This is a genomic window from Ancylobacter novellus DSM 506, assembly GCF_000092925.1.
In the GTDB taxonomy this organism is placed as follows: Bacteria; Pseudomonadota; Alphaproteobacteria; order Rhizobiales; family Xanthobacteraceae; genus Ancylobacter; species Ancylobacter novellus.
In genome coordinates, this window is sequence record NC_014217.1 from 1,879,182 (window position 1) to 1,902,764 (window position 23,583).

20 protein-coding genes are annotated in these 23,583 nt (G+C 68.7%); 13 read left to right on the plus strand and 7 right to left on the minus strand.

Annotated features, from left to right (window positions below; translation table 11 throughout):
• Positions 1-110: 110 nt before the first annotated feature.
• On the minus strand, positions 111-1,937 hold the full coding sequence (gene glmS / locus SNOV_RS09020) for a glutamine--fructose-6-phosphate transaminase (isomerizing) (protein WP_013166610.1): 1,827 nt from the start codon (positions 1,935-1,937) through the stop codon (positions 111-113).
• Between the two features lie 121 nt (positions 1,938-2,058).
• On the minus strand, positions 2,059-3,411 hold the full coding sequence (gene glmU / locus SNOV_RS09025; protein ID WP_013166611.1) for a bifunctional UDP-N-acetylglucosamine diphosphorylase/glucosamine-1-phosphate N-acetyltransferase GlmU: 1,353 nt from the start codon (positions 3,409-3,411) through the stop codon (positions 2,059-2,061).
• Positions 3,412-3,540: 129 nt separating this feature from the next.
• On the opposite strand from glmU, the gene SNOV_RS23415 reads away from it, so the two are divergent.
• A complete protein-coding gene (locus SNOV_RS23415) occupies positions 3,541-4,497 on the plus strand; it encodes a DMT family transporter (RefSeq protein ID WP_013166612.1) in 957 nt (318 codons plus the stop codon).
• Between the two features lie 73 nt (positions 4,498-4,570).
• Positions 4,571-4,951: a hypothetical protein gene (locus SNOV_RS09035; protein ID WP_013166613.1), complete on the plus strand. Its 381-nt coding sequence runs from the start codon at positions 4,571-4,573 to the stop codon at positions 4,949-4,951.
• On the opposite strand, the gene SNOV_RS09040 is transcribed toward SNOV_RS09035, so the two are convergent.
• The gene (locus SNOV_RS09040) at positions 4,911-6,533 is read right to left on the minus strand and encodes a glycoside hydrolase family 17 protein (protein WP_013166614.1); all 1,623 of its coding nucleotides are present in this window, start codon (positions 6,531-6,533) and stop codon (positions 4,911-4,913) included. The genes SNOV_RS09035 and SNOV_RS09040 overlap by 41 nt on opposite strands.
• 261 nt (positions 6,534-6,794) lie before the next feature.
• On the opposite strand from SNOV_RS09040, the gene SNOV_RS09045 reads away from it, so the two are divergent.
• Positions 6,795-7,229, plus strand: a complete 435-nt coding sequence (locus SNOV_RS09045) for a hypothetical protein (protein WP_013166615.1) — start codon at positions 6,795-6,797, stop codon at positions 7,227-7,229.
• 333 nt (positions 7,230-7,562) lie between these two features.
• Complete coding sequence (locus SNOV_RS09050) at positions 7,563-10,085, plus strand: glycosyltransferase (RefSeq protein WP_041782136.1); 2,523 nt, start codon at positions 7,563-7,565, stop codon at positions 10,083-10,085.
• Positions 10,086-10,163: 78 nt separating this feature from the next.
• Here the strand turns inward: SNOV_RS09050 and SNOV_RS09055 are convergent, their stop codons facing one another.
• The 4 genes from SNOV_RS09055 to tpiA all read right to left on the minus strand — a co-directional run bounded on the left by SNOV_RS09055 (position 10,164) and on the right by tpiA (position 14,300).
• Positions 10,164-11,033 (minus strand): VOC family protein, encoded by an 870-nt coding sequence (locus tag SNOV_RS09055; RefSeq protein WP_013166617.1) that lies wholly within the window; start codon positions 11,031-11,033, stop codon positions 10,164-10,166.
• A gap of 266 nt (positions 11,034-11,299) precedes the next feature.
• Positions 11,300-12,928 (minus strand): CTP synthase, encoded by a 1,629-nt coding sequence (locus SNOV_RS09060; protein ID WP_013166618.1) that lies wholly within the window; start codon positions 12,926-12,928, stop codon positions 11,300-11,302.
• Between the two features lie 109 nt (positions 12,929-13,037).
• A complete protein-coding gene (gene secG, locus SNOV_RS09065; protein ID WP_013166619.1) occupies positions 13,038-13,427 on the minus strand; it encodes a preprotein translocase subunit SecG in 390 nt (129 codons plus the stop codon).
• 117 nt (positions 13,428-13,544) lie between these two features.
• Entirely contained in the window at positions 13,545-14,300 is a 756-nt protein-coding gene (gene tpiA / locus SNOV_RS09070; RefSeq protein WP_013166620.1) for a triose-phosphate isomerase, read from the minus strand.
• A 186-nt stretch (positions 14,301-14,486) separates the two neighbouring features.
• Between tpiA and SNOV_RS09075 the strand changes: the two genes are divergently transcribed.
• From SNOV_RS09075 to SNOV_RS09115, 9 genes are all read left to right on the plus strand, one after another.
• Positions 14,487-16,376 (plus strand): peptidylprolyl isomerase, encoded by a 1,890-nt coding sequence (locus SNOV_RS09075; protein WP_013166621.1) that lies wholly within the window; start codon positions 14,487-14,489, stop codon positions 16,374-16,376.
• Between the two features lie 13 nt (positions 16,377-16,389).
• Positions 16,390-17,904: an anthranilate synthase component I gene (gene trpE / locus SNOV_RS09080; protein ID WP_013166622.1), complete on the plus strand. Its 1,515-nt coding sequence runs from the start codon at positions 16,390-16,392 to the stop codon at positions 17,902-17,904.
• A gap of 134 nt (positions 17,905-18,038) precedes the next feature.
• Entirely contained in the window at positions 18,039-18,647 is a 609-nt protein-coding gene (locus SNOV_RS09085) for an anthranilate synthase component II (protein WP_013166623.1), read from the plus strand.
• Between the two features lie 21 nt (positions 18,648-18,668).
• Complete coding sequence (gene trpD / locus SNOV_RS09090) at positions 18,669-19,694, plus strand: anthranilate phosphoribosyltransferase (RefSeq protein WP_013166624.1); 1,026 nt, start codon at positions 18,669-18,671, stop codon at positions 19,692-19,694.
• A 9-nt stretch (positions 19,695-19,703) separates the two neighbouring features.
• The gene (gene trpC, locus SNOV_RS09095) at positions 19,704-20,516 is read left to right on the plus strand and encodes an indole-3-glycerol phosphate synthase TrpC (RefSeq protein WP_013166625.1); all 813 of its coding nucleotides are present in this window, start codon (positions 19,704-19,706) and stop codon (positions 20,514-20,516) included.
• A gap of 3 nt (positions 20,517-20,519) precedes the next feature.
• The gene (moaC, locus tag SNOV_RS09100) at positions 20,520-21,005 is read left to right on the plus strand and encodes a cyclic pyranopterin monophosphate synthase MoaC (RefSeq protein ID WP_013166626.1); all 486 of its coding nucleotides are present in this window, start codon (positions 20,520-20,522) and stop codon (positions 21,003-21,005) included.
• Positions 21,006-21,011: 6 nt separating this feature from the next.
• Entirely contained in the window at positions 21,012-22,226 is a 1,215-nt protein-coding gene (locus SNOV_RS09105) for a molybdopterin molybdotransferase MoeA (protein WP_013166627.1), read from the plus strand.
• 57 nt (positions 22,227-22,283) lie between these two features.
• A complete protein-coding gene (gene hpxZ / locus SNOV_RS09110; RefSeq protein WP_013166628.1) occupies positions 22,284-22,676 on the plus strand; it encodes an oxalurate catabolism protein HpxZ in 393 nt (130 codons plus the stop codon).
• A gap of 83 nt (positions 22,677-22,759) precedes the next feature.
• Entirely contained in the window at positions 22,760-23,458 is a 699-nt protein-coding gene (locus SNOV_RS09115) for a GntR family transcriptional regulator (RefSeq protein WP_013166629.1), read from the plus strand.
• Positions 23,459-23,583: the final 125 nt, after the last annotated feature.

Sequence of the window (23,583 nt, forward strand, 5' to 3'; positions counted from 1 at the left end):
CTCGAAGGATGCTCGTCCGGGCGCGCTGTAACGACCATCCTTCGAGGCTCGCTGCGCTCGCACCTCAGGATGACGGCGCACCGGGGCAAGCTTCTATAGGGCAGAGCCCCCTACTCCACCGTCACGGATTTCGCCAGATTGCGCGGCTGGTCGACGTCGGTGCCCATCACCACCGCCGTGTGATAGGCGAGCAGCTGTACCGGGATGGCGTAGACCAGCGGCGCGACCAGCGGGTGCATGTCCGGCAGCACCAGCGTCGCCTCGGTCTCCAGCGACGCCTTCGCGGCGCCGGTCGCGTCGGTGATCAGGATGATCCGCCCGCCGCGCGCGGCAACCTCCTGCATGTTCGACATGGTCTTCTCGAACACCGCGTCGTGCGGGGCGATCACCACCACCGGCATCTTCTCGTCGATCAGCGCGATCGGGCCGTGCTTGAGCTCGCCGGCGGCATAGCCCTCAGCGTGGATGTAGGAGATTTCCTTCAGCTTCAGCGCGCCTTCCAGCGCCAGCGGATAGGAGGTGCCGCGGCCGAGATAGAGCACGTCCTGCGTCTTGGCGAAGGAGCGCGCGAGATGCTCGATGTCGCCTTCGAGCTTCAGCGCCTCGTTCATCAGGCGTGGCACCTCGACGAGCGCGTGGACCAGCGAGCGTTCTTCCGCCGCCGAGATGACACCGCGCGCGCGCCCCGCCGCCACCGCGACGGCGGCGAGCGTCGCCAGCTGACAGGTGAAGGCCTTGGTCGAGGCGACGCCGATCTCCGGCCCTGCCAGCGTCGGCATGATCACGTCCGCCTCGCGGGCGATGGTCGAGGTCGGCACGTTCACCACCGCCAGCAGATGCTGCTTGGCGTCGCGCGCATAGCGCAGCGAGGCCAGCGTGTCGGCGGTCTCGCCCGACTGCGAGATGACGATGGAGAGCCCGTTGGCCGGCAGCGGCGCCTCGCGGTAGCGGAACTCGGAGGCGACGTCGATCTCCACCGGCAGGCGCGCATAGCGCTCGAACCAGTATTTGGCGACGAGGCCGGCATAATAGGCGGTGCCGCAGGCGGCGATGGAGACGCGCTCCAGCTTGGCGAAGTCGAAGGGCAGGTTGCCGGGCAGCTGGACCGTGTCGCTCGCCATATCGAGGTAATGCGCCAGCGTATGGGCGACGACCTCGGGCTGCTCATGCATCTCCTTGGCCATGAAGTGGCGGAAATTGCCCTTCTCGACCAGGAAGGCGGAAGCCGTGGTCTTCTGGGCCACGCGCTCGACGAGGGCGTTGGAAGCGTCGTGGATCTCCGCCCCGCCACGGCGCAGCACCGCCCAGTCACCGTCGTCGAGATAGGCGATGGTGTCGGTGAAGGGCGCCAGCGCGATGGCGTCGGAGCCGAGATACATCTCGCCCTTGCCGTAGCCGATGGCGAGCGGCGAACCCTTGCGGGCGCCGATCAAGAGGTTTTCCTCGCCGTCGATCAGGAAGGCGAGCGCGAAGGCGCCTTGCAGGCGCGGCAGCGTCGCCGCCACCGCATCGACCGGATTGCGGCCGTCGCGCATTTCGCGGGTGACGAGGTGGGCGACGACCTCGGTGTCGGTCTCGCTCTCGAAATTGGCGCCCTCGCCAAGCAGCTCGTCGCGCAGTTCGCGGAAATTCTCGATGATGCCGTTATGGACCACGGCGACATTCGTCGTCGCATGCGGATGGGCATTGGCGACGCTGGGGCGGCCATGCGTCGCCCAGCGGGTATGGCCGATGCCGGTATGGCCCTTCAACGGCGCCTCGCGCAGCACGGCCTCCAGATTGCGCAGCTTGCCCTCGGCGCGGCGGCGGGCGAGGCGCCCGGTCTCCAGCGTGGCGAGGCCGGCCGAGTCATAGCCGCGATATTCCAGACGCTTCAGCGATTCGACGAGACGGTCGGCCACCGGAGCGGTGCCGACGATGCCGATGATGCCACACATGGACAGGCGTTCTCCGGGAAGCGACGGTCTGAAGGCGACGATTCTGCGACACAGGGTTTAACCGCCGGTCACCGCATCATCGAAATCAATTCGAATGTCGCTTCGTATCGCCCGCTTCGTGTCATTTCTTCGGCGCGAGGCCGGCGGAGAGCCGCTCGCGCAGCCGCTTCGCCAGCCCCGGCTTGTTGACCTGCCGGGCGCGGCCGATGGCGAGCGCGTCGGCCGGCACGTCCTCGGTGATGACCGAGCCGGTGCCGAGATAGGCACCGTCGCCCACCGTCACCGGCGCCACCAGCAGGCTGTTGGTGCCGATGAAGGCGTTGGCGCCGATGGTGGTGCGGTGCTTGCGGAAGCCGTCGTAATTGCAGGTGATGGTGCCGGCGCCGATGTTGGTGTTCGCGCCGACGCTGGAATCGCCGACATAGGAGAGGTGGTTCACCTTGACGCCCGGCGCGAGGTCGGACGCCTTGATCTCCACGAAGTTGCCGACATGCACGCCCTCGCCGAGCTCGGCGCCGGGGCGCAGCCGGGCGAAGGGGCCGACGATCGCGCCCGCGCCGACATGCGCGCCCTCGACATGGCTGAAGGCGCGGATGGTGGCGCCCTCCTCCACGCTGACGCCGGGACCGAAGAACACATTGGGCTCGATCACTACGTCGCGGCCAAGCTTCGTGTCGGCGGAGAAGAACACCGTCTCAGGCGCTACCAGCGTCGCGCCATTGTCCATGGCGTGGCGGCGCAGGCGCGCCTGCAGGATCGCCTCGGCCTCGGCGAGCTGGGCGCGGCTGTTGACGCCGACCACCTCCTCCACCGCCGCTTCGCACACCGCCGCGGCGCGTCCGAGCGCGCGGGCGATCTCGACGACGTCGGTGAGGTAGAACTCCTTCTTGGCGTTGGCGTCGCCGACGCTTTGGAGGATGTCAAGCGCCGCGCGCCCGTCGAGCGCCATCAGGCCGGCATTGCACAGGCCGACGGCAAGCTCCTCAGGGCTTGCCTCCTTGTGTTCGCGTATGGCGACGAGCGCGCCGTCACCATCCGTCACCAGCCGGCCATAGCCGGTCGGATCGTCCGGCCGGAAGCCGAGCACGGAGACCGCCGCGCCGCCGGCGAGTGGGCCGCGCAGCTCGCCGATGGTCTCGATCCGCACCAGCGGCGTGTCGCCATACATCACCACCACGTCGTCATAGCCGCGCGCCAGCGCCTCGCGCGCCGCCAGCACCGCGTGGGCGGTGCCGCGCCGCTCCGACTGCACGAACAGTTCCGCCTCCGGCGCCACGCGGCGCACCTCGGCAGCCACCGCCTCATGGCCGGGACCGACCACCACGGCGAGATGCGCCGCCCCGGCGGCGAGCGCCGTGTCCAGCACATGCGAGACCATCGGCCGGCCGGCGAGCCTGTGCAGCACCTTCGGCAGCGCCGAGAGCATGCGCGTGCCTTCCCCGGCCGCGAGAACGATGACGAGAAGCTGGCGCATCGGCGAAACTCCGGCAGGCGCGACGAACAGTCGGATGGAGAGCGGTATCTAGCCTGCCGCGTGCATCTACGAAAGACGTTGGCGCGAGGCGGCGACGGCGTCCGGCGGAACGTGTATCAGGGACGCGCCATGACCGACCCCTCGCCTGCCCCCGGCGATTCCCCCTCTCCCGCCCACCTCTCCCTCGCGCACAACCCGCGGGCGCTGTTCGCGCTGCTGGCGATGCCGCTGTTCTTCGCCACCAACCTGATCGTCGGGCGCGCCGTCGTCGGCACGGTGGCGCCGTGGTCGCTGGCCTTCTGGCGCTGGCTCTTCGCGGCGGCGATGCTGCTGCCCTTCGCCATCCCAGCCCTCATCGGCCACCGCTACCTGCTGGCGGCGCAGTGGAAGCGGATATTGCTGCTCGGCCTGCTGGGCATGGTGCTGTGCGGCGGCAACGTCTATGCGGCGCTGGAGACCACCACGGCGACCAACGCGACGCTGATCTACACCACCTCCACCATCATGATCGTGGTGATGGACGCCGTGCTGGCCCGCCGGCGCCTGCCGCTGGTGCAGTTCATTGGCACGCTGGCGGGATTTGCCGGCATCGCGCTGATCACCGTACATGGCGAGCCGCTGCGGCTCATGGAATTGGAATTCAACGACGGCGACCTCGGCATCCTCGTCGCCGCGATCGCCTGGGCGGCCTATTCGCTGATGATGCGCGACGGGCCGCTCGTCCGGATGGGCAGCGTCGCCATCTTCGCCACCGTGGCCGTGGCCGGCACGGCACTGCTGGCGCCGCTGGCGCTGTGGGAAGCGGCGAATGGCGGCGTGCAGCCGCACGGGCTGGAAGCCTGGAGCGCCATCATCTTCCTCGCCATCTTCCCCTCGGTGCTGGCCTTCATCCTGTTCCTGTACTGCGTGAAGGTGGCGGGCGCCCCGGTGACAGCCAACTTCCTCTATACGCTGCCTGTCTATGGCGTGCTGCTGGCGGTGCTGCTGCTGGGCGAGGAACTGCACGTCTACCATGCCGTCGGTTTCGTGCTGGTGCTCGGCGGCGTGGTGCTGGCGACCTACCGGCCGGCGGCCAAGCCGCACTGATCGCCACGCATTGATCGCCCCGCCGGGCCGTGCCATGCAGGGCCGTCCGGCGGAACATTCGGAGGATCGTCAGATGGCCTATCGCAGCTTCCTGCCGGGACCGCGCACCAGCAACGTCATCATCGCACTCGGCGGCTTCGCGCTCGGCTGGGCGATCTATGTGCGCTACGCGCTGGTGGAGCAGTCGGCGGTCGGCCTCGCCTGCCGCGGCGTCGAGACGGCGACCTGCGAGACCCGCGCGCTGGTGGTGACGCTGTTCGGTTATTCGGTGTTCGGCATCGCCGCGGTGGCGACGTCGCTCATCCACCTCATCCGCCCGTCGGCGGTGATGTTCACCATCGCGCTGATGGCCACCGCCGTGGGCGTGGTGATGTACAACAACAACCTCGCCGCGCTGGCCGGCGGGCTGCTGCTCATCTCGTTCGCCCGGCCCTGGCGAAGCGCCAGAGCGTGAGACCGAGCAGGACGAACAGTCCGCTGGTCCACAACGCCTGCCAGTTGGCGAAGGTCTCGTTCACCGCGACATAAAGGCCGCTGCCGAGAAGCACCGCCCCGGCGATGATCTCGGCGTGGCGCTCGTCGCCGGGCCGCCGCGGACCGGAGATCAGCGCGTAGAAGGCGAAGGCGGTGATGATCGGGGTCAGCCCGGCAAACTGGAAGTCCTTGTAGCGCGGGTCGAACACAAGCCCGAAGGCGATCTGCACCGTCAGCACGATGGAGGCGGCGAGCAGGAGGGCGAGCAGGCGCTCGAACCCCGTCGCCTCCGGCGTCGCCGCCGGGTTGAGCGCGGCGGTGAGACTGGGACGGCGGGCGCGCAAGCCGATGCCAGCGGCGCAGGCGAGCGGTACCAGCAGCGCCAATGCGAGCAGCGCAATGCCGCGGGTCCAGCCGCCGACGCCGAGGCTCTCGACCGGCACCGTCGCCACCAGCCGGCCATAGAGCAGGCCGGCGAAGAAGGCGATGCCGGCTACAGCGAGCCAGCGCCGCGTCCTCATCCGCTCCGGCCCGGCGCGACGCTTCGCCGCGCCCGCGGCGAGGAAGATGGCGCCAGCGAAGACCACGCCGACAAGCGCCTGCAGCTTCCATTCGGGATGATCCGAGACCGCCTCGCCCCAGGTGAACTTGAAGTCGCGCGTATAGGCGTCGAGGAAGCCCCAATGACCGCCCACCGTGCCTTCCGAGGCCCGCTTCCACGGCTGGTCGAAGGCCTCGATCACGTTGAGCCGGTAGCCCTTGGCCTTGGCCAGCGCCAGCAGTTCCTGGATCACGTTGGCCTGGTTCGAGGGCGAAGGCAGTGCCCCCTCGCGCATGCGGCCCTGGCTCGGCCAGCCGGTCTCGCCGATCAGGATTTCCTTGCCGGCAAAGATTTCACCGACATGCTCGCGTATGTCGTTGAGATGGGCGACGGAATCCTGCGCGGCGACCGGCAAGTCCTCCCAGAAAGGCAGGATGTGCACGGTGACGAAATCGACCGAATTGGCGAGGTCGCGATTGCGTTCCCAGAACTCCCAGACATCGGCATAGGTGACTTCGACGCCCGGCGGGAGCTTGCCCTTCACTTCCTTGATCACGGCGGCGAGGTCGATGGCGGAGAGCTCGCCGCGCAGCAGCACCTCGTTGCCGACGACCACCGCCTTGACCACGTCGGGGTTCTGCTGCACCGCCTTGAGGCCGGCATCGATCTCGACCCGGTTCTTCGCCGGGTCCCCGCTGAGCCAGATGCCCTGCAGCACGGTGAGGCCGTGCTTGCGGGCGAGCTCGGGCACCACCGACATCCCCATCTGGGTCGAATAGGTGCGCACGCACTGGCTGATTTTGGCCAGCCGGGCGAAATCGTCGTCGATCTGCTCCGGCGGGATCACCAGCCCCGCCGTGAAGGGCGACTGGTTGGGGCGGAACGGCGCATAGGAGACGCAGGGCAGCTTCTCGCCGGCGGCCAGCGGCGAGACCGGCGCCGGCACGGGCTGGCCGAGCCAGGCCCATACGGCAACGATCGCCGCACAGACGACGGCGGCAAGCGCGAGGGGCAGTCGCATGCGGGGGAACTCCGAATGGGCGGCCGACAGGTTTCACCCTGCCGGGTAGCGGGGCTTTCGCGCCGGGGCAAGAGGCGTTCGAAAAAGGGCGGAATTTTGCATTATCTGACGCTTGGGAGGGGTGCCGTCATGCTGACAAATTCCACCGCTTCTCCTACTGTCTGACCGCTCCGGTATTTCCTCCTTTATGCGTGTGACGTTTCCCTCATGTTGTGCTCCCTACGTTTCCTCGCCGCTGCGCTCCTTGGCGGCTCCGTCCTGATGGCTGCCAGCTCCGGCGCCTTTGCCCAGAGCGCTTCGCCGGAGCAGAAGCCGGCCGAGCAGAAGTCGCCCGAGGAGCAGGCCAAGGAGGAGGCGCTGCGCCGCTCCATCGAGGAATATGCCGAGGCGGCGAAGCTGCCGGGCAATGCCGGCCTGCCGGAATGCGTGTGGAGCGGCCGGCGCATCGCCATGCTGCTGTGGCGCGACGATGTCGACACCGCCCGCCGCCACATGGAGCTCTATGAGCGCTTCGGATGCCCCACCGAGCACCTGAAGATCGCCTTCCGTTGCCTCGTCCGGCAGGGCAACATCGACTCCAAGTCGCCCGAGCGACTTTCCGAGCGCGTGCATGCGTGCTGGGTCAACCCGGATGCGCCGCCGCCCGGCACGCCGGCGGCGACGCCCGCGCCCTCACCGGCGCCCGCAGCGCAATAATTTCTCTTCGCGGCCCGTGCTGTGACATCGGCGCGACATAGCCGTGCCATAGTGCGGAACAAATATCACATTCACGCGTTTGCAGCGGCGACCCGGCATTCTCGGAAGACAAATCGCGCTTGTCGCGATGCGGCGACGATCGTGCTGCAACTGCGTTGAAAGTAGACTATATTCCGCCCTGTTACCTCCTTCGTTCTGTGGGTTAGTACCATGCGCCCCGCCGTTCGTGTCGCTGCCGCTGCCGTTGCGGCAGTCACGTGCATCCACGCTTTTGTCTGGTTGGCACTGCGCGAGGAGGTAACGGCACCCGCCGTTCCCGATCGCTTCCAGAGCATGTCCTTCGCGCCCTATGGACGCGACACCAACCCCGACAAGGGTGAGGCGACGACGGAGGCGCAGATCCGCTCGGACATCGAGGCGGTCGCGCCTTACACGCGCGCGGTGCGTACCTACGCCTCGACGGGCAATCTCGACCTCGTTACCAAGATCGCCGCCGAGAAGGGCCTGAAGACCACCATCGGCGCGTGGCTCGACGAGGACGAGGATCGCAACGCGCGTGAGATCACGAACGCGATCGACGTCGCGCGCAAGAATTCCAACGTGATGGGCATCGTGGTCGGCAACGAGTCGATCCTGCGTGCCGAGCGCACGCCCCAGCAACTCATCGACACCATCCGCAAGGTGAAGAGCCAGACCAACGTCCCGGTGACCACCGGCGAGACGTGGGACGTGTGGCTCGACCATCCCGAGCTGGTCTCGGCGGTGGACTACATCGCCGCCCATATCCTCCCCTACTGGGAAGGCGTTCCGGCCGATCAGGTCGTCGATCGCACCATCGGCATCTATGACCGCCTGCGCGCCGCCTATCCGGGCAAGCGCATCGTCATCGCCGAGTTCGGCTGGCCGAGCGCGGGCTACAACCGCGACGCCGCCGTGCCGGGCGAACTCGAGCAGGCCAAGGTCATCCGCACCTTCGCGGCGCGGGCGGATGCGCTCGGCATCGAATACAATTTGATCGAGGCGTTCGACGCGCCGTGGAAGAGCTTCGAGGGCAGCGTCGGCCAGTACTGGGGCATGCTCGACGCCGACCGTGAGCTGAAATTCTCCCTCTCCGGCCCCCTCACCCCGGCGACCTATACCGCCACCGCTGCGATCGCGCTGCTGCTCGGCATCGCCTTCTCGCTGCCGGTGTTCCGCTTCGCCCGGCTGACCATGACGCAGGCCGTGGTGATGATCGGCGCCGCCAACCTCGTCGGCGCCTGGATCGCCACCGTCACCGACCACTGGCTGACGCACTACGTCGTCGGCGGCAACAAGGTGACCTTCATCGTCAGCCTGGTGCTGCTGGTGCCGCTCGTCGTCGTCATGCTGTACCGGATCGAGGAACTGGCCACCATCGCCTTCGGCCGCTCGCCGCGCCGCCTGCTGCGCGCCGGCAATGCCGCGCAGCCCACCCGCACGCCCAAGGTCTCGATCCACATCCCGGCCTACAAGGAGCCGCCGGAGATGCTGAAGCAGACGCTGGACAGCGTCGCGCGGCTGAACTGGCCGAACTTCGAGTGCCTAGTCATCATCAACAACACGCCGGACCCCGCCTTCTGGGAGCCGATCGAGGAGCATTGCCGCGAGCTCGGCGAGCGCTTCAAGTTCATCAACCTGCCGAAGGTGGCGGGCTTCAAGGCCGGCGCGCTGCGCGAGGCCATGCTGCAGACCGCGCCGGACGCCGAGATCATCGGCGTGATCGACGCCGACTACGTCGTCGACCCGAACTGGCTTATGGACCTCGTGCCCACCTTCGAGGACCCCACCGTCGGCATCGTGCAGGCGCCGCAGGATCACCGCGACGCCAATCGCAGCCTGCTGCACGAGGCGATGAACACCGAATATGCCGGCTTCTTCGACATCGGCATGGTCCAGCGCAACGAGCATGACGCCATCGTCGTGCACGGCACCATGTGCCTGATGCGCCGCGCCGCCATGGTCGAGGCGGGCGATTGGTCGAGCGAGACGATCTGCGAGGACACCGACCTCGGCCTGTCGATCGTCGAGCGCGGCTGGAAGAGCCACTACACCAACACCCGCTACGGCTGGGGCCTGCTGCCGGACGACTTCGCCTCGTTCAAGAAGCAGCGTCATCGCTGGGCCTATGGCGGCATGCAGATCATCAAGAAGCACTGGCGCCGCATGCTCCCGAACGGCGGCACCCGCCTCACCCCGGCGCAGCGCCGCGAGTTCAGCATCGGCTGGGTCTCGTGGCTCGGCTCGGAGAGCATCGGTGCGCTGGTGGCGGTCCTGTCGCTGCTGTGGGTGCCCTTCGTGCTCGCCTTCGGCATCGCCGTGCCGCAGCACATCCTCACCATGCCGATCCTGTTCTGCTTCGGCATCTACCTGCTGCACTTCATTGCGCTGTACCGGCTGCGCGTGGCGACCACGCCGGTGCGCATGCTCGGCGCCGCCTTCGCGGCGATGGCGGTCCAGTTCACCGTGGCCAAGGCGGTCTATGACAGCTTCCGCTACAAGGACCTCGCCTTCGCCCGCACCGCCAAGGGCAGCTGGCTCGCGGACGCCGCCCGCGCCTTCCCGGCGCTGCCGGAGGCGATCATCGGCTCGGGGCTCATGCTCTCGGCCATCGCGCTGCGCATGACCAACTGGCACGCGGTGGTGGAGATCGACCTCTTCGCCTTCGCGCTCGCCATTCAGAGCCTGCCCTTCCTCGCCGCCGCCGGCATCGGCTGGCTGGAAGGCTCGCCGCTCAACGCCTTCCCGACCTGGGCGAGCCTGCGCGCCCGCGCGCTGGCGCTGCTGCCCGGCCGCGCCGCGCAGGCCGAGGCGATCCCGGAGAAGGTGCGCAGCTGATCCGCCGCTCCACGACTGGATAAGAAAAGGCCCGGAAGCGATTCCGGGCCTTTTACTTTTTTGGTTGGAAGGCTGGCCTCAGCGTGCCTCCTCGAAGGCCAGCGTGGCGCCGAGAGCCGCCTTCGGCCCCACCACGACCAGCCCCTCGATCTCCTCCGCCGCCATGCGCGAGGAGGAGAGGCGCTTGCGTAGCTTCTCGATGTCCGTCACGGCGAAGCGGATGGCGGCGACGCGCAGCCCCGGCCCGGCCGGCGCGGCGGCGCCGAAGCGGTCGGTGAACAGCGCCGGGCTCATCAGGTCGATGTCGCCGCGCGGCGTCTTGGCGATGTGCCAGCCCTCCACCGCTCGGCGGAAGCTGGTGTCAGCGAAGACGCTGAGGAACTCGACATGCGCCGCCGGCTCCTCGGCGGTCAGCACCACGCCGGCGACACGGGCAGTGCCGTTCATGTGCCGCTGCAGGTCCGGCGCCCAGAAATTCTCCGGCATGTGCTGCAGGGAGGTGAAGAAACCGGCGTGAGGCGAGGCCGGGTCGCGGGCGAAGGCGAGCGAGAACGACACCTCGACCTCCGAGCCGTCGGGCCGCTTGCCCTGGCGGGCGAAGTCGAACTGGTCGAGGCCGCCAAAGCCGGCCTCGTCGAACTCCGCCTTCTCCACCGCCGGGTCGCCGCCTTCCAGCACGAGCATAGACAGGCCCGGGCCGACCTCGGCGAGGAAATCGCGGTTGAAGGCGCCGAAGGAGAACTGCGTGCCCTCGTGCGGCGGAATCACCTCCGGCTGGGCGATCTCCAGCAGTTCGACGAAGAAGCCGGGCGTCTGCACCAGCCGGTTGTCGGTGCCCCAGGGATGCCGGTTGCGCGAGCCGACGGTGAAGCCGAGCGTATCGTAGAGCTCTCCGGCGGCTTCGAGGTCACGGACGGCATGGACGACGTGATCGAGACCGCGGGCCACGGGCAACTCCTTCATCTCGGGGCACGAGGCGCATGGACGCGCTCGCTCGGGGTGAAGGCGAGGGTGCACGCCGGGGCGGAGGGAATCCAGCACCGATTGGCCGCACCGCAGCAGCCTGTGGATAGGGAGAGGCTGCGGTGCGGCTTTCGCGCCACGCCGTCATCCCGGACGGCCGAAGGCCGATCCGGGATCGTTGTCGGCTATGAGATCGCGGCACGCGATCCCGGTTCTTCGCTGCGCTTCGGCCGGGATGACGGCCTGCCCCCTCAGAACAGCCGGCTCTGCACCGCGGCGGCTTCGATGAAGGAAGCGAAGAGCGGGTGCGGCTCGAAGGGGCGCGACTTCAGCTCCGGGTGGAACTGCACGCCGACGAACCAGGGATGGTCCGGATATTCGATGATCTCCGGCAGCAGCCCGTCCGGCGACAGGCCGGAGAAGCGCATGCCGCAGGCCTCCAGCCGCTCGCGATAGGCCATGTTGACCTCGTAGCGGTGGCGGTGGCGCTCGGAAATCTCCGTCGAATCGTAGATTTCCGCCACCCGGCTGCCTTCGGCGAGGCTCGCCGGATAGGCGCCGAGGCGCATGGTGCCGCCGAGATCGCCATGGATGCCGCGCTTCTCAAGCTCGTTGCCGCGCAGCCATTCGGTCAGCAGGCCGACCACCGGCTCATCGGTCGGGCCAAATTCGGTGGAATTGGCGTTCTCGACGCCGGCAAGGTTCCGCGTCGCCTCGATCACCGCCATCTGCATGCCGAAGCAGATGCCGAGATAGGGCACGCGCCGCTCGCGGGCGAACTGCGCCGCGCGGATCTTGCCCTCGGCGCCGCGCTGGCCGAAGCCGCCCGGCACGAGGATGCCGTGGACATGCTCCAGGAAGGGCGCGGGGTCCTCGCGCTCGAAGATCTCGCTCTCGATCCAGTCGAGATTGACCCGGACATTGTTGGCGAGGCCGCCATGGGCCAGCGCCTCGATGAGGGACTTGTAGGCGTCCTTCATGCCCGTGTACTTGCCGACGATGGCGATCGTCACCGCCCCTTCCGGGTTGCGGATGCCGGCCTCGACCTTCTTCCAGCGCGAGAGGTCCGGCTCGGGCGCCGGCTCGATGCCGAAGGCCGCGAGCACCTCGGTGTCCAGCCCCGCCTCGTGATAGGCGGAAGGCACCGCATAGATGTTGTCGGCGTCGCGCGCCTCGATCACCGCGCTCTCGCGCACATTGCAGAACAGGCCGAGCTTGCGGCGCTCCTCGCGCGGAATCTCGCGGTCGGTGCGGCAGAGCAGGATGTCGGGCGCGATGCCGATGGAGCGCAGCTCCTTCACCGAGTGCTGCGTCGGCTTGGTCTTGAGCTCGCCGGCCGAGGGGATGAAGGGCAGCAGGGTCAGGTGGACATAGATGCAGTGCTTGCGCGGCAGCTCGTTGCCGACCTGGCGGATCGCCTCGAGGAAGGGCATGGCCTCGATGTCGCCGACCGTGCCGCCGATCTCCACCAGCACGAAGTCGTAGCCCTCGTTGCCGGAGAGGATGAATTCCTTGATGGCGTTGGTGACGTGCGGGATCACCTGGATGGTGGCGCCGAGATAGTCGCCGCGCCGTTCCTTGGCGAGGATGTCCTGGTAGATGCGCCCGGTCGTGATGTTGTCCTGCCGCGAGGCCGGACGGCCGGTGAACCGCTCGTAGTGCCCGAGGTCGAGATCGGTCTCGGCCCCGTCGTCGGTGACGAACACCTCGCCGTGCTGATACGGGCTCATCGTGCCAGGATCGACGTTGAGGTAGGGGTCGAGCTTGCGCAGCCGGGTCTTGTAACCACGGGCCTGCAGCAATGCACCGAGAGCGGCGGAAGCGAGGCCCTTGCCGAGCGAGGACACGACGCCGCCGGTGATGAAAATATAGCGCGCCATGGAATTCGGTTTCTAACGGCAAAAACGCGATTCGACGAGTGCCCGTCTTGCCATTCGGACACTCGCCTGTGGGCAAGCGAAACGCGGCCCTCTCGGACCGCGCTTGGGATCACTGCGACTGCGGGACCTGCGGCGCCGCCGGAGCGGCGGGCGGCGCGGGCTGGGCGGCGTTGAGCTGGTCGAGCACGGTGCCGCCGGGGGCGGGCGCCGCGGGCGTGCCAGGAGCGCCGGGTACGGTCGTCGCGGGGGTGAAGATGGTAGTGGGGCCGCGGCCCCAGCCGGCCAGGATGGTCAGCGACAGGCTGGTGATGAAGAACAGCGCCGCCAGGATCGCGGTGGCGCGGGTCAGCACGTTGGCGGTGCCGCGGGCGCTGAAGAAGCCGCCGCCACCACCGCCGCCACCGATGCCGAGCCCGCCCCCTTCCGAGCGCTGGATCAGCACGACGCCGATCAGGGCCAGCACGACCATGAGATGGATGACGATGATTACGGTTTGCATCTGACGCCTTCGAAATGCTCGTGCCGCGGCAGGCGCACGACGCCGGCCGCAATCTTTGGGCGCGTTCCTACACGATTGCGTCCGGGGTTTCCAGCCGCCGCGAACCGCACCAATCGGCTATAGATAGGCGCGCGCGATGGCGAGAAAAGTGTCGGCCTTCAGACTCGCACCGCCGACCAGCGCGCCATCGACGTCGGCGACGGCGAGAATCTCCGCCGCATTCTCCGGTTTGACCGAGCCGCCATAGAGCAGGCGCATGTCGTCGGCGTCGTCGCCGAAGCGCACGCGCAGCTCGGCGCGGATCACGCCGTGCATCTCCTCGATGTCGCCGAGGGTCGGCGTCCGGCCGGTGCCGATGGCCCAGACCGGCTCATAGGCGATGACGGTGTTCGCCGCCGTGGCGCCGTCGGGCAGCGAGCCGGAGAGCTGGCTGCGCACCACGTCGAGTGCCCGGAAGGCGTCGCGTTCGGCATGGGTTTCGCCTACGCAGAGGATGGCGGTGAGGCTGGCGCGCCAGGCGGCAAGCACCTTGGCGCGCGCCATGGCGTCGGTCTCGTTGTGGTCGGCGCGGCGCTCGGAATGGCCGAGAATGACGGCGACGGCGCCGGTGTCGGCGATCATCTCGGCAGCGATGTCGCCGGTATACGCGCCGCTTTCCTTGGCGTGGCAGTCCTGCCCGCCTATGCCGATCCGCGTGCCGAGCGCGGCGACGGCGAGCGTCGACATCAGCGTCGCCGGCGGACAGACGAGAAGGTCGACCTTGGCCTTCAGCGCGGCATCATAACCTGCGGCGATGCGGCCGAACTCCGCCACCGAGGCCTTGAGGCCGTGCATCTTCCAGTTTCCCGCTACCAGCGGACGACGCTTGGACATATGCCCCTCACCCTTCGTCGCGAACTCTTCACAAAGGCCACATAGCAGACTGACCGGGCGTTAACAGAGCTTTGAACCGCGGGCAAATGGCGCATGGTGCCGTTGCGGCGCGCCGGGCGCCTCCCTATTATGCGCGCCTTTCGCGCGCCGGGCCTGTCGCCCGCACGACGCCAGACGAGAACCCAAATGCTTGAGACGCTGCGCAAGAGCGCTTCCGGAATAGTCGCCAAGATCCTGATGGGACTGCTCATTGTGAGCTTCGGCATATGGGGTATCGCCGACGTGTTCCGTGGCTTCGGCAGCCAGACGCTGGCGACCATCGGCGACACCGAGATCACCGTTCCGGAATTCCGCCAGCTCTACCAGCAGCGCCTGCAGCAGGTCAGCCAGCAGCTCAAGCGCGGCATCACGCCCGAGCAGGCGCGCGCCTTCGGCATCCCCGACCAGCTTCTCCAGGAGCAGCTCGCGGAAGCGGCGCTGAACGACCAGGCGAAGTCGCTGGGCCTCGCGCTGTCGGATGCCGAGATTGCCCGGCGGGTGCAGAGCAACCCGTCCTTCTTCGGCCCGGGCGGCAGCTTCGACCCGAACTATTTCAACCAGTTGCTGCGCTCCAACGGCTTCACCGAGGCGCGCTTCGTCGAAGCCGAGCGCGGCCTTGCCGTGCGCCAGCAGCTTATCCAGTCGCTTGGCGGCGGCGTGACCGTTCCCCAGGTGCTGAAGGACGCCCTCGCCCGCTATGAGAGCGAGGAGCGCTCGGTCAATTACGCCATGCTGACCGCCCACGCCCTGCCGGCGCTGGCGGAGCCGTCCGACGAGGAGCTGCGCAAGTTCTTCGACGAGCGCAAGATCGCCTTCCGCGCACCGGAATACCGCAAGGTCTCGGTGCTGGTGCTTACCCCGGAAGCCCTCGCGAACAGCGAGAGCATCTCCGACGCCGATGTCGAGGCCGCCTACAAGGCGAATCTCGCCTCCTACGGCACGCCGGAGAAGCGCGTGGTGCAGCAGATCGTGTTCCCGAACGAGCAGGAAGCTGCCGCCGCGGCCGCCCGCATCACGGCGGGCACGCCCTTCGCCGACATAATCGCCGAGCGCAAGCTGGAGGCGAAGGATGTCGAACTCGGCGACGTCACCCGCGCCGACATCTTCGACAAGGCGGTGGCGGATGCCGCCTTCGCGCTGGCGCCCGACGCTACCAGCGGGGTGGTCGCCGGCCGCTTCGGCCCGGTGATCGTGCATGTCGGCACCGTCACACCCGGCACGACGAAGCCGCTGACCGAGGTCGCGGGCCAGATTCGCACCCAGCTTCAGCTCGACACCGCCCGCCGCGCGGTGCTGACGAAGTACGACCAGATCGAGGACGAGCGCGCCGGCGGCGCCATGCTCGCCGAGATCGCCTCCAAGGCCGGAATCCCCGTCCAGAGCTTCGACACCAACATCCAGGGCCAGACGCCGGACGGCTCGTCCATCCCGTCCATCCCCGGCCGCGCGGAAGTGCTGCGCGGCGCCTTCGCCGCCGATGTCGGCTCCGACAACGACCCCGTCCAGCTACCGCAGAATGGCGGTTATGTCTGGTTCGCCGTCGACGGCATCACCGCGCCGCGCGACCGCACCTTCGAGGAGGCGCGCGCGCAGGTGCTCGACCGCTGGAAGCAGGACCAGACCGCGCAGGCGCTCGACAAGAAGGTCGAGGACATCAAGGCCAAGGTCGCGGGCGGCGAAGCCTTCGACAAGGCCGTGACCGACGCCGGTCTCGAATTGCGCGCCGCCAACGGCCTGCGCCGCGGCCGCGCCGCCGACGGCGTGCCCCAGGACATCCTCGAAGCGGTGTTCGAGACCCCGCAGGGCCAGGTCGGCTCTTCCCTCGCCGAGGGCGGCGAGAGCCGCCTGCTGTTCCAGGTGCTGCGCGTCAGCGTGCCGCCGGCGGCGACGCAGGACGAGAAGCTGCTCTCCGACGTGCGCCAGAGCCTCGAGAACGACCTGATGACCGAATATGTCGTCGAGCTGCAGGGACAGCTCGGCCCCCGCATCAACCGCGCCGCGCTCGACCAGATCGTCGGCACCGACGCGGTCAACTGATCGGGGACCACGCATGAGCCTGACACCCGACGAAGCGGACTTCGCGAGCGCCTATGCGCGCGGCGAGGCGCAGGTGGTCACCACCACGCTGATCGCCGACCTTGAAACGCCGGTCTCGGCCTTCCTCAAGATCGCCGGCGAGAAGCCGAACAGCTTCCTGCTCGAATCCGTCGAGGGCGGCGCCACGCGCGGGCGCTACTCGATGATCGGCATCGAGCCGGACGTGATCTGGCGCTGCCGCGGCGACGCTGCCGAGATCAACCGGCGCGCCGCCACCGACGCCGAAGCCTTCGAGCCCTGCCCCGACAAGCCGCTCGTCTCGCTGCGCAAGCTGGTCGAGGAATCGCGCATCCACCTGCCCGTGGGCGCCCCGCCCATGGCGGCGGGCGTGTTCGGCTATCTCGGCTACGACATGGTCAGGCAGATGGAACGCCTGCCGCAGGCCAAGCCCGACATACTCGGCGTGCCGGACGCGATCTTCATCCGCCCGACGGCGATGGTGGTGTTCGACGCCGTGCGCGACGAGATCACCCTCGTCACGCCGGTGCGGCCGGAGGCAGGCGTCTCCGCGAGCGCGGCCTACGAGAAGGCGCGCGAGCGGCTGGAGCGCATCGGCGCGGCGCTCGACAGCGCCCTGCCCAATTTGCCGGCCGAGGATGCCTTCCATCAGGTCGTGGCGCCACAGTCTAACACCGCGCCGGACACCTATCGCGCGATGGTGGAGCGGGCAAAGGAATACATCCGCGCCGGCGACATCTTCCAGGTGGTGCTCTCCCAGCGCTTCGAGGCGCCCTTCACCCTGCCGCCCTTCTCGCTCTACCGCTCGCTGCGGCGGGTCAACCCGGCGCCGTTCCTGGTCTATTTCAACTTCGGCGGCTTCTCGCTGGTGTGCTCCTCGCCGGAGATCCTGGTCCGGCTGCGCGACAACACCGTCACCATCCGCCCCATCGCCGGCACCCGTCGACGCGGCGCCACTCCGCATGAGGACAAGGCGCTGGAGGATGAGCTGCTGGCCGATCCGAAGGAGCGCGCCGAACACCTGATGCTGCTCGACCTCGGGCGCAACGATGTCGGCCGCGTCTCCAAGATCGGCTCGGTGCATGTGACGGACAGCTTCTTCATCGAGCGCTATAGTCAGGTGATGCACATCGTCTCCAACGTCGAGGGCGAGCTCGACGTGCGCCACGACGCGCTCGATGCGCTCGCCGCCGGCTTCCCCGCCGGCACGGTCTCCGGCGCCCCGAAGGTGCGGGCGATGGAGATCATCGACGAGCTGGAATCCGACAAGCGCGGCATCTATGCCGGCGCCATCGGCTATTTCGGCGCCGATGGGGAGATGGACACCTGCATCGTGCTGCGTACCGCGGTGGTGAAGGACGGGCGCATGTACGTCCAGGCCGGCGCCGGCATCGTCTACGACTCCGTGCCGGAGAGCGAGCAGCAGGAATGCGTCAACAAGGCCAAGGCGCTGTTCCGCGCCGGCGAGGAGGCGGTGCGCTTCGCCGCCCGGGCGGGACGAGCCCAGTGATGATGATGGGAAGGGCGCGACAGGAGCGATGGCGGGGCTGGCGATAATCCTTGTCGCCGGACGGCGCGGCTTGACCCGGCGCCGTCACTCCCCCTAGAGCTTTTGAGCCGGCCAGACCGGCGTATGGACGCGCGATGATCCTTCTCGTCGACAATTACGACAGCTTCACCTGGAACCTCGTCCACTATCTCGGTGGACTCGGGGTCGAGGTGGAAGTGCGCCGCAACGACACCCTCACCGTGGACGAGGCCCTGGCGCTCAAGCCCGAGGCCATCGTCATCTCTCCCGGTCCGGCCACGCCGAACGAAGCCGGCATCTGCCTCGACCTCATCTCCCGCGCCGCCGGCGAGGGCGTGCCGGTGTTCGGCGTCTGCCTCGGCCACCAGGCCATCGGCCAGGTGTTCGGGGGCGACGTCGTCCGCGCCCCGCTGCCGATCCACGGCAAGCTGTCCGAGGTGAAGCACAAGGGCGAAGGCGTGTTCCGCGGCATCAACGGCCCGTTCAAGGCGACGCGCTACCACTCGCTGGTGGTCAAGCGCGACACGCTGCCGGCCGACCTCACTGTTACCGCCGAGACCGATGACGGGCTGATCATGGGCCTGTCGCACAAGGCGCTGCCGGTGCACGGGGTGCAGTTCCACCCCGAAAGCATCGCCTCCGAGCACGGCAAGACCATATTGAAGAACTTCCTCGACCTGGCGCGGGCGTGGAACGCCGGCCCGGGACGGAAGCGGGCGGCGTAAGCGCGGGGAACCGGGGGACACATGGACAACCTCAAGCCCATCATCGGCAAGCTGGCCACCGGCACCACGCTGACGCGCGCCGAGGCCGCGGCGGCCTTCGACGTGATGATGTCCGGCGAGGCGACGCCCTCGCAGATCGGCGCCATCCTCATGGGCCTGCGCGTGCGCGGCGAGCATGTGGAGGAGATCGCCGGCGCGGTCTCCATCATGCGCGCCAAGATGCTGCGGGTGGAAGCGCCGGCCGAGGCGGTCGACGTGGTCGGCACCGGCGGCGACGCCTCCGGCTCCTACAACATCTCTACCTGCGCCTCCTTCATCGTCGCCGGCGCCGGCGTGCCGGTGGCCAAGCACGGCAACCGCGCGCTGTCCTCCAAGTCCGGAGCCGCCGACGTGCTGATGGCGCTCGGTGTGAAGATCGATCTCGCCCCGGAGCAGATCGCCCAGTGCATCCGGGAAGCCGGCATCGGCTTCATGTTCGCCCCGGCACATCATCCGGCGATGAAGCATGTCGGTCCGAGCCGGGTGGAGATGGGCACGCGCACCATCTTCAACCTGATCGGCCCGCTGTCGAACCCGGCCGGCGTCACCCGGCAGATGGTCGGCGTGTTCGCGCGCACCTGGGTTGAGCCGATCGCCGAGGTGCTGCGCACGCTCGGCTCCACCCGCTCCTGGGTGGTGCACGGCTCGGACGGGCTCGACGAGATCACGACCACGGGACCGACCTATGTCGCCGAGCTGAAGGACGGTACGATCCGCTCCTTCGAAATCGCCCCCGAGAGCTTCGGCATCGCCCGCGCGGCGCCCGAGGCGCTGAAGGGCGGCGACGGCGCGGCCAATGCGCTGGCGCTGCGGGCGGTGCTGGCGGGCGAGCCGAGCGCCTATGCCGATGTCGCCCTGCTCAACGCCGCCGCCGCACTGGTGGTAGCCGGCAAGACGAATGAGATCGGCGAGGGACTGGAGATCGCCCGCGCCAGCCTCAAGGGGGGCCATGCCGAAGCGGCGCTCGACCGCCTGATCGCGGTCTCGTCGCTGGTAACGGCGGAGTAACGGACAGACATGGCCGACATTCTCGAGCGCATCGCCGCCTATAAGCGCGAGGAGATCGCGGCCGCCAAGCAGGCGCGCCCGCTCGTCGAGGTGCGCGCCGCCGCCGAGGCCGCCGACGCGCCGCGCGGCTTCCTGAAGGCCATCGAGGCGAAGATCGCCGCCGGCCGCACCGCGCTGATCGCCGAGATCAAGAAGGCGAGTCCGTCCAAGGGGCTGATCCGTCCCGATTTCGATCCGCCGTCGCTTGCCGCCGCTTATGAGGCCGGCGGCGCGGCGTGCCTGTCGGTGCTCACCGACACGCCGTCCTTCCAGGGCGCGCCGGAATATCTCGTCGCGGCGCGGGCCGCCTGCGCGCTGCCGGCGCTGCGCAAGGATTTCATGCACGACACCTATCAGGTGTTCGAGGCGCGCAGCTGGGGCGCCGACTGCATCCTCGTCATCATGGCCTCGGTCGACGACGCGCTGGCGCTCGACCTCGTCGAGACGGCGCATGGCCTCGGCATGGATGCCCTCGTCGAGGTGCATTCGGATGACGAGCTCGACCGCGCGCTGAAGCTCCCGGCGAAGCTGGTCGGCATCAACAACCGCGACCTTCGGACTTTCGAAGTCACGCTCGCCACCTCCGAACGGCTGGCGCCGCGCGTCCCGGCCGACCGGGTGATCGTCGGCGAGAGCGGCATCTTCACGCCGGATGACGTCGCCCGCCTCGCCAAGGTGAACATTGACACCATCCTCGTTGGCGAGAGCCTGATGCGGCAGGCCGACGTGGCGGCGGCGACCCGCGCCCTGCTCGCCCCTCCTGCCCTGCGCGCCGCAGGCTGAGCGATGGCGGACGAACCCCGCCTGACCCATCTCGACGCCGCCGGCGCCGCCAACATGGTCGACGTCGCCGACAAGGCCGTCACCGACCGCATCGCCGTCGCCGAGGGCGCGGTGCGGATGAAGGCCGAGACGCTCGACCTCATCCTTTCCGGCAACGCCAAGAAGGGCGACGTCATCGGCACGGCGCGCCTCGCCGGCATCATGGCGGCCAAGCGCACGCATGAACTGATCCCTCTCTGCCACGCGTTGCTGCTCTCCAAGGTGGCGGTGGAGATCGAGCCCGATTCTGCCCTGCCCGGCCTCGTGGTGCGGGCGACGGTGCGCACCACCGGCCAGACCGGCGTGGAGATGGAGGCGCTCACCGCCGTCTCCGTCGCCTGCCTCACCGTTTACGACATGGCCAAGGCGGTCGATCGCTTCATGCGCATCGAGAATGTGCGGCTGCTGGAAAAATCCGGCGGCCGTTCCGGCCACTGGCAGGGCGAGTAGCACATCATGGCCCTGATGCCCGTCGAGGAGGCGCTGGCCCTCCTGCTCGCCGCCGCCGGGCCGATTGGCAGCGAAAATGTCCCGCTGGAGGAAGCCGCCGGCCGGGTGCTCGCCGCCCCGGTGATCGCCCGCCGCACCACGCCCGGCGCTGACGTCTCGGCGATGGACGGCTATGCGCTGCGCGCCGCCGACGCTGCTACCGTCCCCGCTACGCTGCGGCTGATCGGCGAATCCGCCGCCGGCCGGCCCTTTGCCGGTACGGTCGAGCCGGGCACGACGGTGCGCCTGTTCACCGGCGCGGTGGTTCCCGATGGCGCCGACGCCATCGTCATCCAGGAGGACACGCGCCGCGACGGCGATCTCGTCACCATGAACGAAGCGCCCACACCCGGCCGGCATATCCGCCCTGCAGGCGGCGACTTCGCCAGTGGCGAGACGCTGCTGGAGACCGGCCACAAGCTGCGCGCCCGCGACCTCGCGCTGGTCGCCGCCGCCGATGTCGCCGAGGTGAGCGTCGCACGCCGTCCCCGCGTGGCCCTGCTCTCCACCGGCGACGAACTGGTGCGGCCCGGGACGGGCGCTCGGGCCCATCAAGTTATCGTCTCCAACATCTATTCCATCGCCGCGCTCGCGCGGGCTGCCGGCGCCGAGGTCACGGATCTCGGCGTGCTGCCCGACGAGATGGCGGCGACGCAGGCCGGCATGCGCGCGGCGCTCGACGGCGGTTTCGACGTGCTGGTGACCACCGGCGGCGCCTCGGTCGGCGACCATGACCTCGTCGCCCCGGCGCTCACGGCGCAGGGCGTCACCCTCGCCGTGCACAAGATCGCCCTGCGCCCCGGCAAGCCGCTGATGTTCGGACGCAGCAGGCGGACGCAAGTCCTTGGATTACCGGGCAACCCGGTCTCCGCCCATGTCTGCGCCACGCTCTTCCTCCTGCCCCTTCTGAAGAAGCTGCAGGGGCTCGACGTGCCGGCGGCGACCGAACTCCAGCCGGCCATCCTTGGCAGTGACGTGAAGGCCAACGAGCAGCGCATGGATTTCATGCGCGCCGAGATCGTCGGCCGCGAGGGCGGCCTGCCCGTGGTGCGCCCCCTGCCCGTGCAGGACAGCTCCATGCTGCGCAACCTCGCCCGCGCCGACGTGCTGCTGGTGCGCCGCCCGCATGCGCCGCCTGCCAAGGCCGGGGAACCCTGCGAGATTCTGCCGCTCGAGGATTGACCCCGCCGCCCGCTGCCTGTGTGCTCGCTTATCGATTTATCGCGGGGAACAGGGCGGATGGAGATCAACATTCCCGAGGTGCTGGCCGAGGTGACGGCCGCCTTCGAGCGTTACGAGAAGGCGCTGGTCGGCAACGACGTCGAGGCGCTCGATGCGCTGTTCTTCGAGGCCCTCACCACCATCCGCTATGGCGGCGGCGAAAACCTCTACGGCATAGAGGAAATCCGCGCCTTCCGCGCCGCCCGCTCGCCGGTCGGGCTGCAGCGCACGCTCGAAGGCACCGTCCTCACCTCCTATGGCCGCGACATGGCGGTGGCCTCCACCCTGTTCCGCCGGAACAGCGCACCCGGCCGCGTCGGTCGGCAGATGCAGACCTGGATGCGCACGCCGGAAGGCTGGAAGGTGGTCGCCGCCCATGTCAGCGTCATCGACGATCCCGCCGCCAAATGAAACACTTGGTGAAGCCCGGCATGCCCGCTATTGATGCGTGAGGCGGTCCGGCTTTCGGCCGTCTCCAGGTCGTCAGTTCGCGCATGTCCGTGCTGCCTGTCCGCTTCCCGCTCGAACCGCCCGCCGGCGCCGGCCGGCGGGGCCGCGTGACGCGCGCGGAGGAGTTGCGCATTCAACTCGCCGACGAGATCACCCGCGGCACGCTGCCACCGGGCACTGCGCTGGACGAGACTGCGCTCGCCGCCCGCTTCGGCGTGTCGCGCACGCCGGTCCGCGAGGCGCTGCGCGAGCTCACCGCCTCCGGCCTGGTCGACGCCCGTCCGCATCGCGGCGCGGTGGTGGCCCGTCCGAGCGTCGAGCGGCTGCAGAACATGTTCGACGTGATGGCCGAACTCGAGGCGCTCTGCGCCGGCCTCTCCGCACTCAACATGACGCCGCCGGAGCGCCGCCAGCTCGAACAGCTGCACGCCGACATGAGCGACTTCATGCGGCAGGGCGAGTTCACCGCCTATCGCGAGGCGAACGAACAGTTCCACAACTCGATCTATGCCGGCAGCCACAACGAGTACCTGATCGAGATCACGATCGGCACGCGCCGGCGGCTCTCGCCCTTCCGCCGGGCGCAGTTCCGCGCGCTCGGGCGCCTCGCCCTCTCCCACACCGAGCACGATCAGGTGGTGACGGCGATCCTGCGCGGCGACCGCGACGGCGCCGCTGCGGCCATGCGCAGCCATATCGCCATCGTCCACGACGCCTACGAGCAATACGCGCAGACGATCTGATTCGGCCCCGGCGCCCCTGTTTGGAGGCCAAAGAGGCGCTCGCCGGGCGAATTCAGCCGCTCAATGGCCGATTTCACCGCTTTTACACGCGTTTAGCGATCCCTTTACCCATTGTGGAACACAAT

Coding starts and splice junctions, on each gene's coding strand:
- glmS (WP_013166610.1), bottom strand. CDS start 1,937: ATGTGTGGCATCATCGGCATCGTCGGCACCGCTCCGGTGGCCGACCGT.
- glmU (WP_013166611.1), bottom strand. CDS start 3,411: ATGCGCCAGCTTCTCGTCATCGTTCTCGCGGCCGGGGAAGGCACGCGC.
- SNOV_RS23415 (WP_013166612.1), top strand. CDS start 3,541: ATGACCGACCCCTCGCCTGCCCCCGGCGATTCCCCCTCTCCCGCCCAC.
- SNOV_RS09035 (WP_013166613.1), top strand. CDS start 4,571: ATGGCCTATCGCAGCTTCCTGCCGGGACCGCGCACCAGCAACGTCATC.
- SNOV_RS09040 (WP_013166614.1), bottom strand. CDS start 6,533: ATGCGACTGCCCCTCGCGCTTGCCGCCGTCGTCTGTGCGGCGATCGTT.
- SNOV_RS09045 (WP_013166615.1), top strand. CDS start 6,795: ATGGCTGCCAGCTCCGGCGCCTTTGCCCAGAGCGCTTCGCCGGAGCAG.
- SNOV_RS09050 (WP_041782136.1), top strand. CDS start 7,563: ATGTCCTTCGCGCCCTATGGACGCGACACCAACCCCGACAAGGGTGAG.
- SNOV_RS09060 (WP_013166618.1), bottom strand. CDS start 12,928: ATGGCGCGCTATATTTTCATCACCGGCGGCGTCGTGTCCTCGCTCGGC.
- secG (WP_013166619.1), bottom strand. CDS start 13,427: ATGCAAACCGTAATCATCGTCATCCATCTCATGGTCGTGCTGGCCCTG.
- tpiA (WP_013166620.1), bottom strand. CDS start 14,300: ATGTCCAAGCGTCGTCCGCTGGTAGCGGGAAACTGGAAGATGCACGGC.
- SNOV_RS09075 (WP_013166621.1), top strand. CDS start 14,487: ATGCTTGAGACGCTGCGCAAGAGCGCTTCCGGAATAGTCGCCAAGATC.
- trpE (WP_013166622.1), top strand. CDS start 16,390: ATGAGCCTGACACCCGACGAAGCGGACTTCGCGAGCGCCTATGCGCGC.
- SNOV_RS09085 (WP_013166623.1), top strand. CDS start 18,039: ATGATCCTTCTCGTCGACAATTACGACAGCTTCACCTGGAACCTCGTC.
- trpD (WP_013166624.1), top strand. CDS start 18,669: ATGGACAACCTCAAGCCCATCATCGGCAAGCTGGCCACCGGCACCACG.
- trpC (WP_013166625.1), top strand. CDS start 19,704: ATGGCCGACATTCTCGAGCGCATCGCCGCCTATAAGCGCGAGGAGATC.
- moaC (WP_013166626.1), top strand. CDS start 20,520: ATGGCGGACGAACCCCGCCTGACCCATCTCGACGCCGCCGGCGCCGCC.
- SNOV_RS09105 (WP_013166627.1), top strand. CDS start 21,012: ATGGCCCTGATGCCCGTCGAGGAGGCGCTGGCCCTCCTGCTCGCCGCC.
- hpxZ (WP_013166628.1), top strand. CDS start 22,284: ATGGAGATCAACATTCCCGAGGTGCTGGCCGAGGTGACGGCCGCCTTC.
- SNOV_RS09115 (WP_013166629.1), top strand. CDS start 22,760: ATGTCCGTGCTGCCTGTCCGCTTCCCGCTCGAACCGCCCGCCGGCGCC.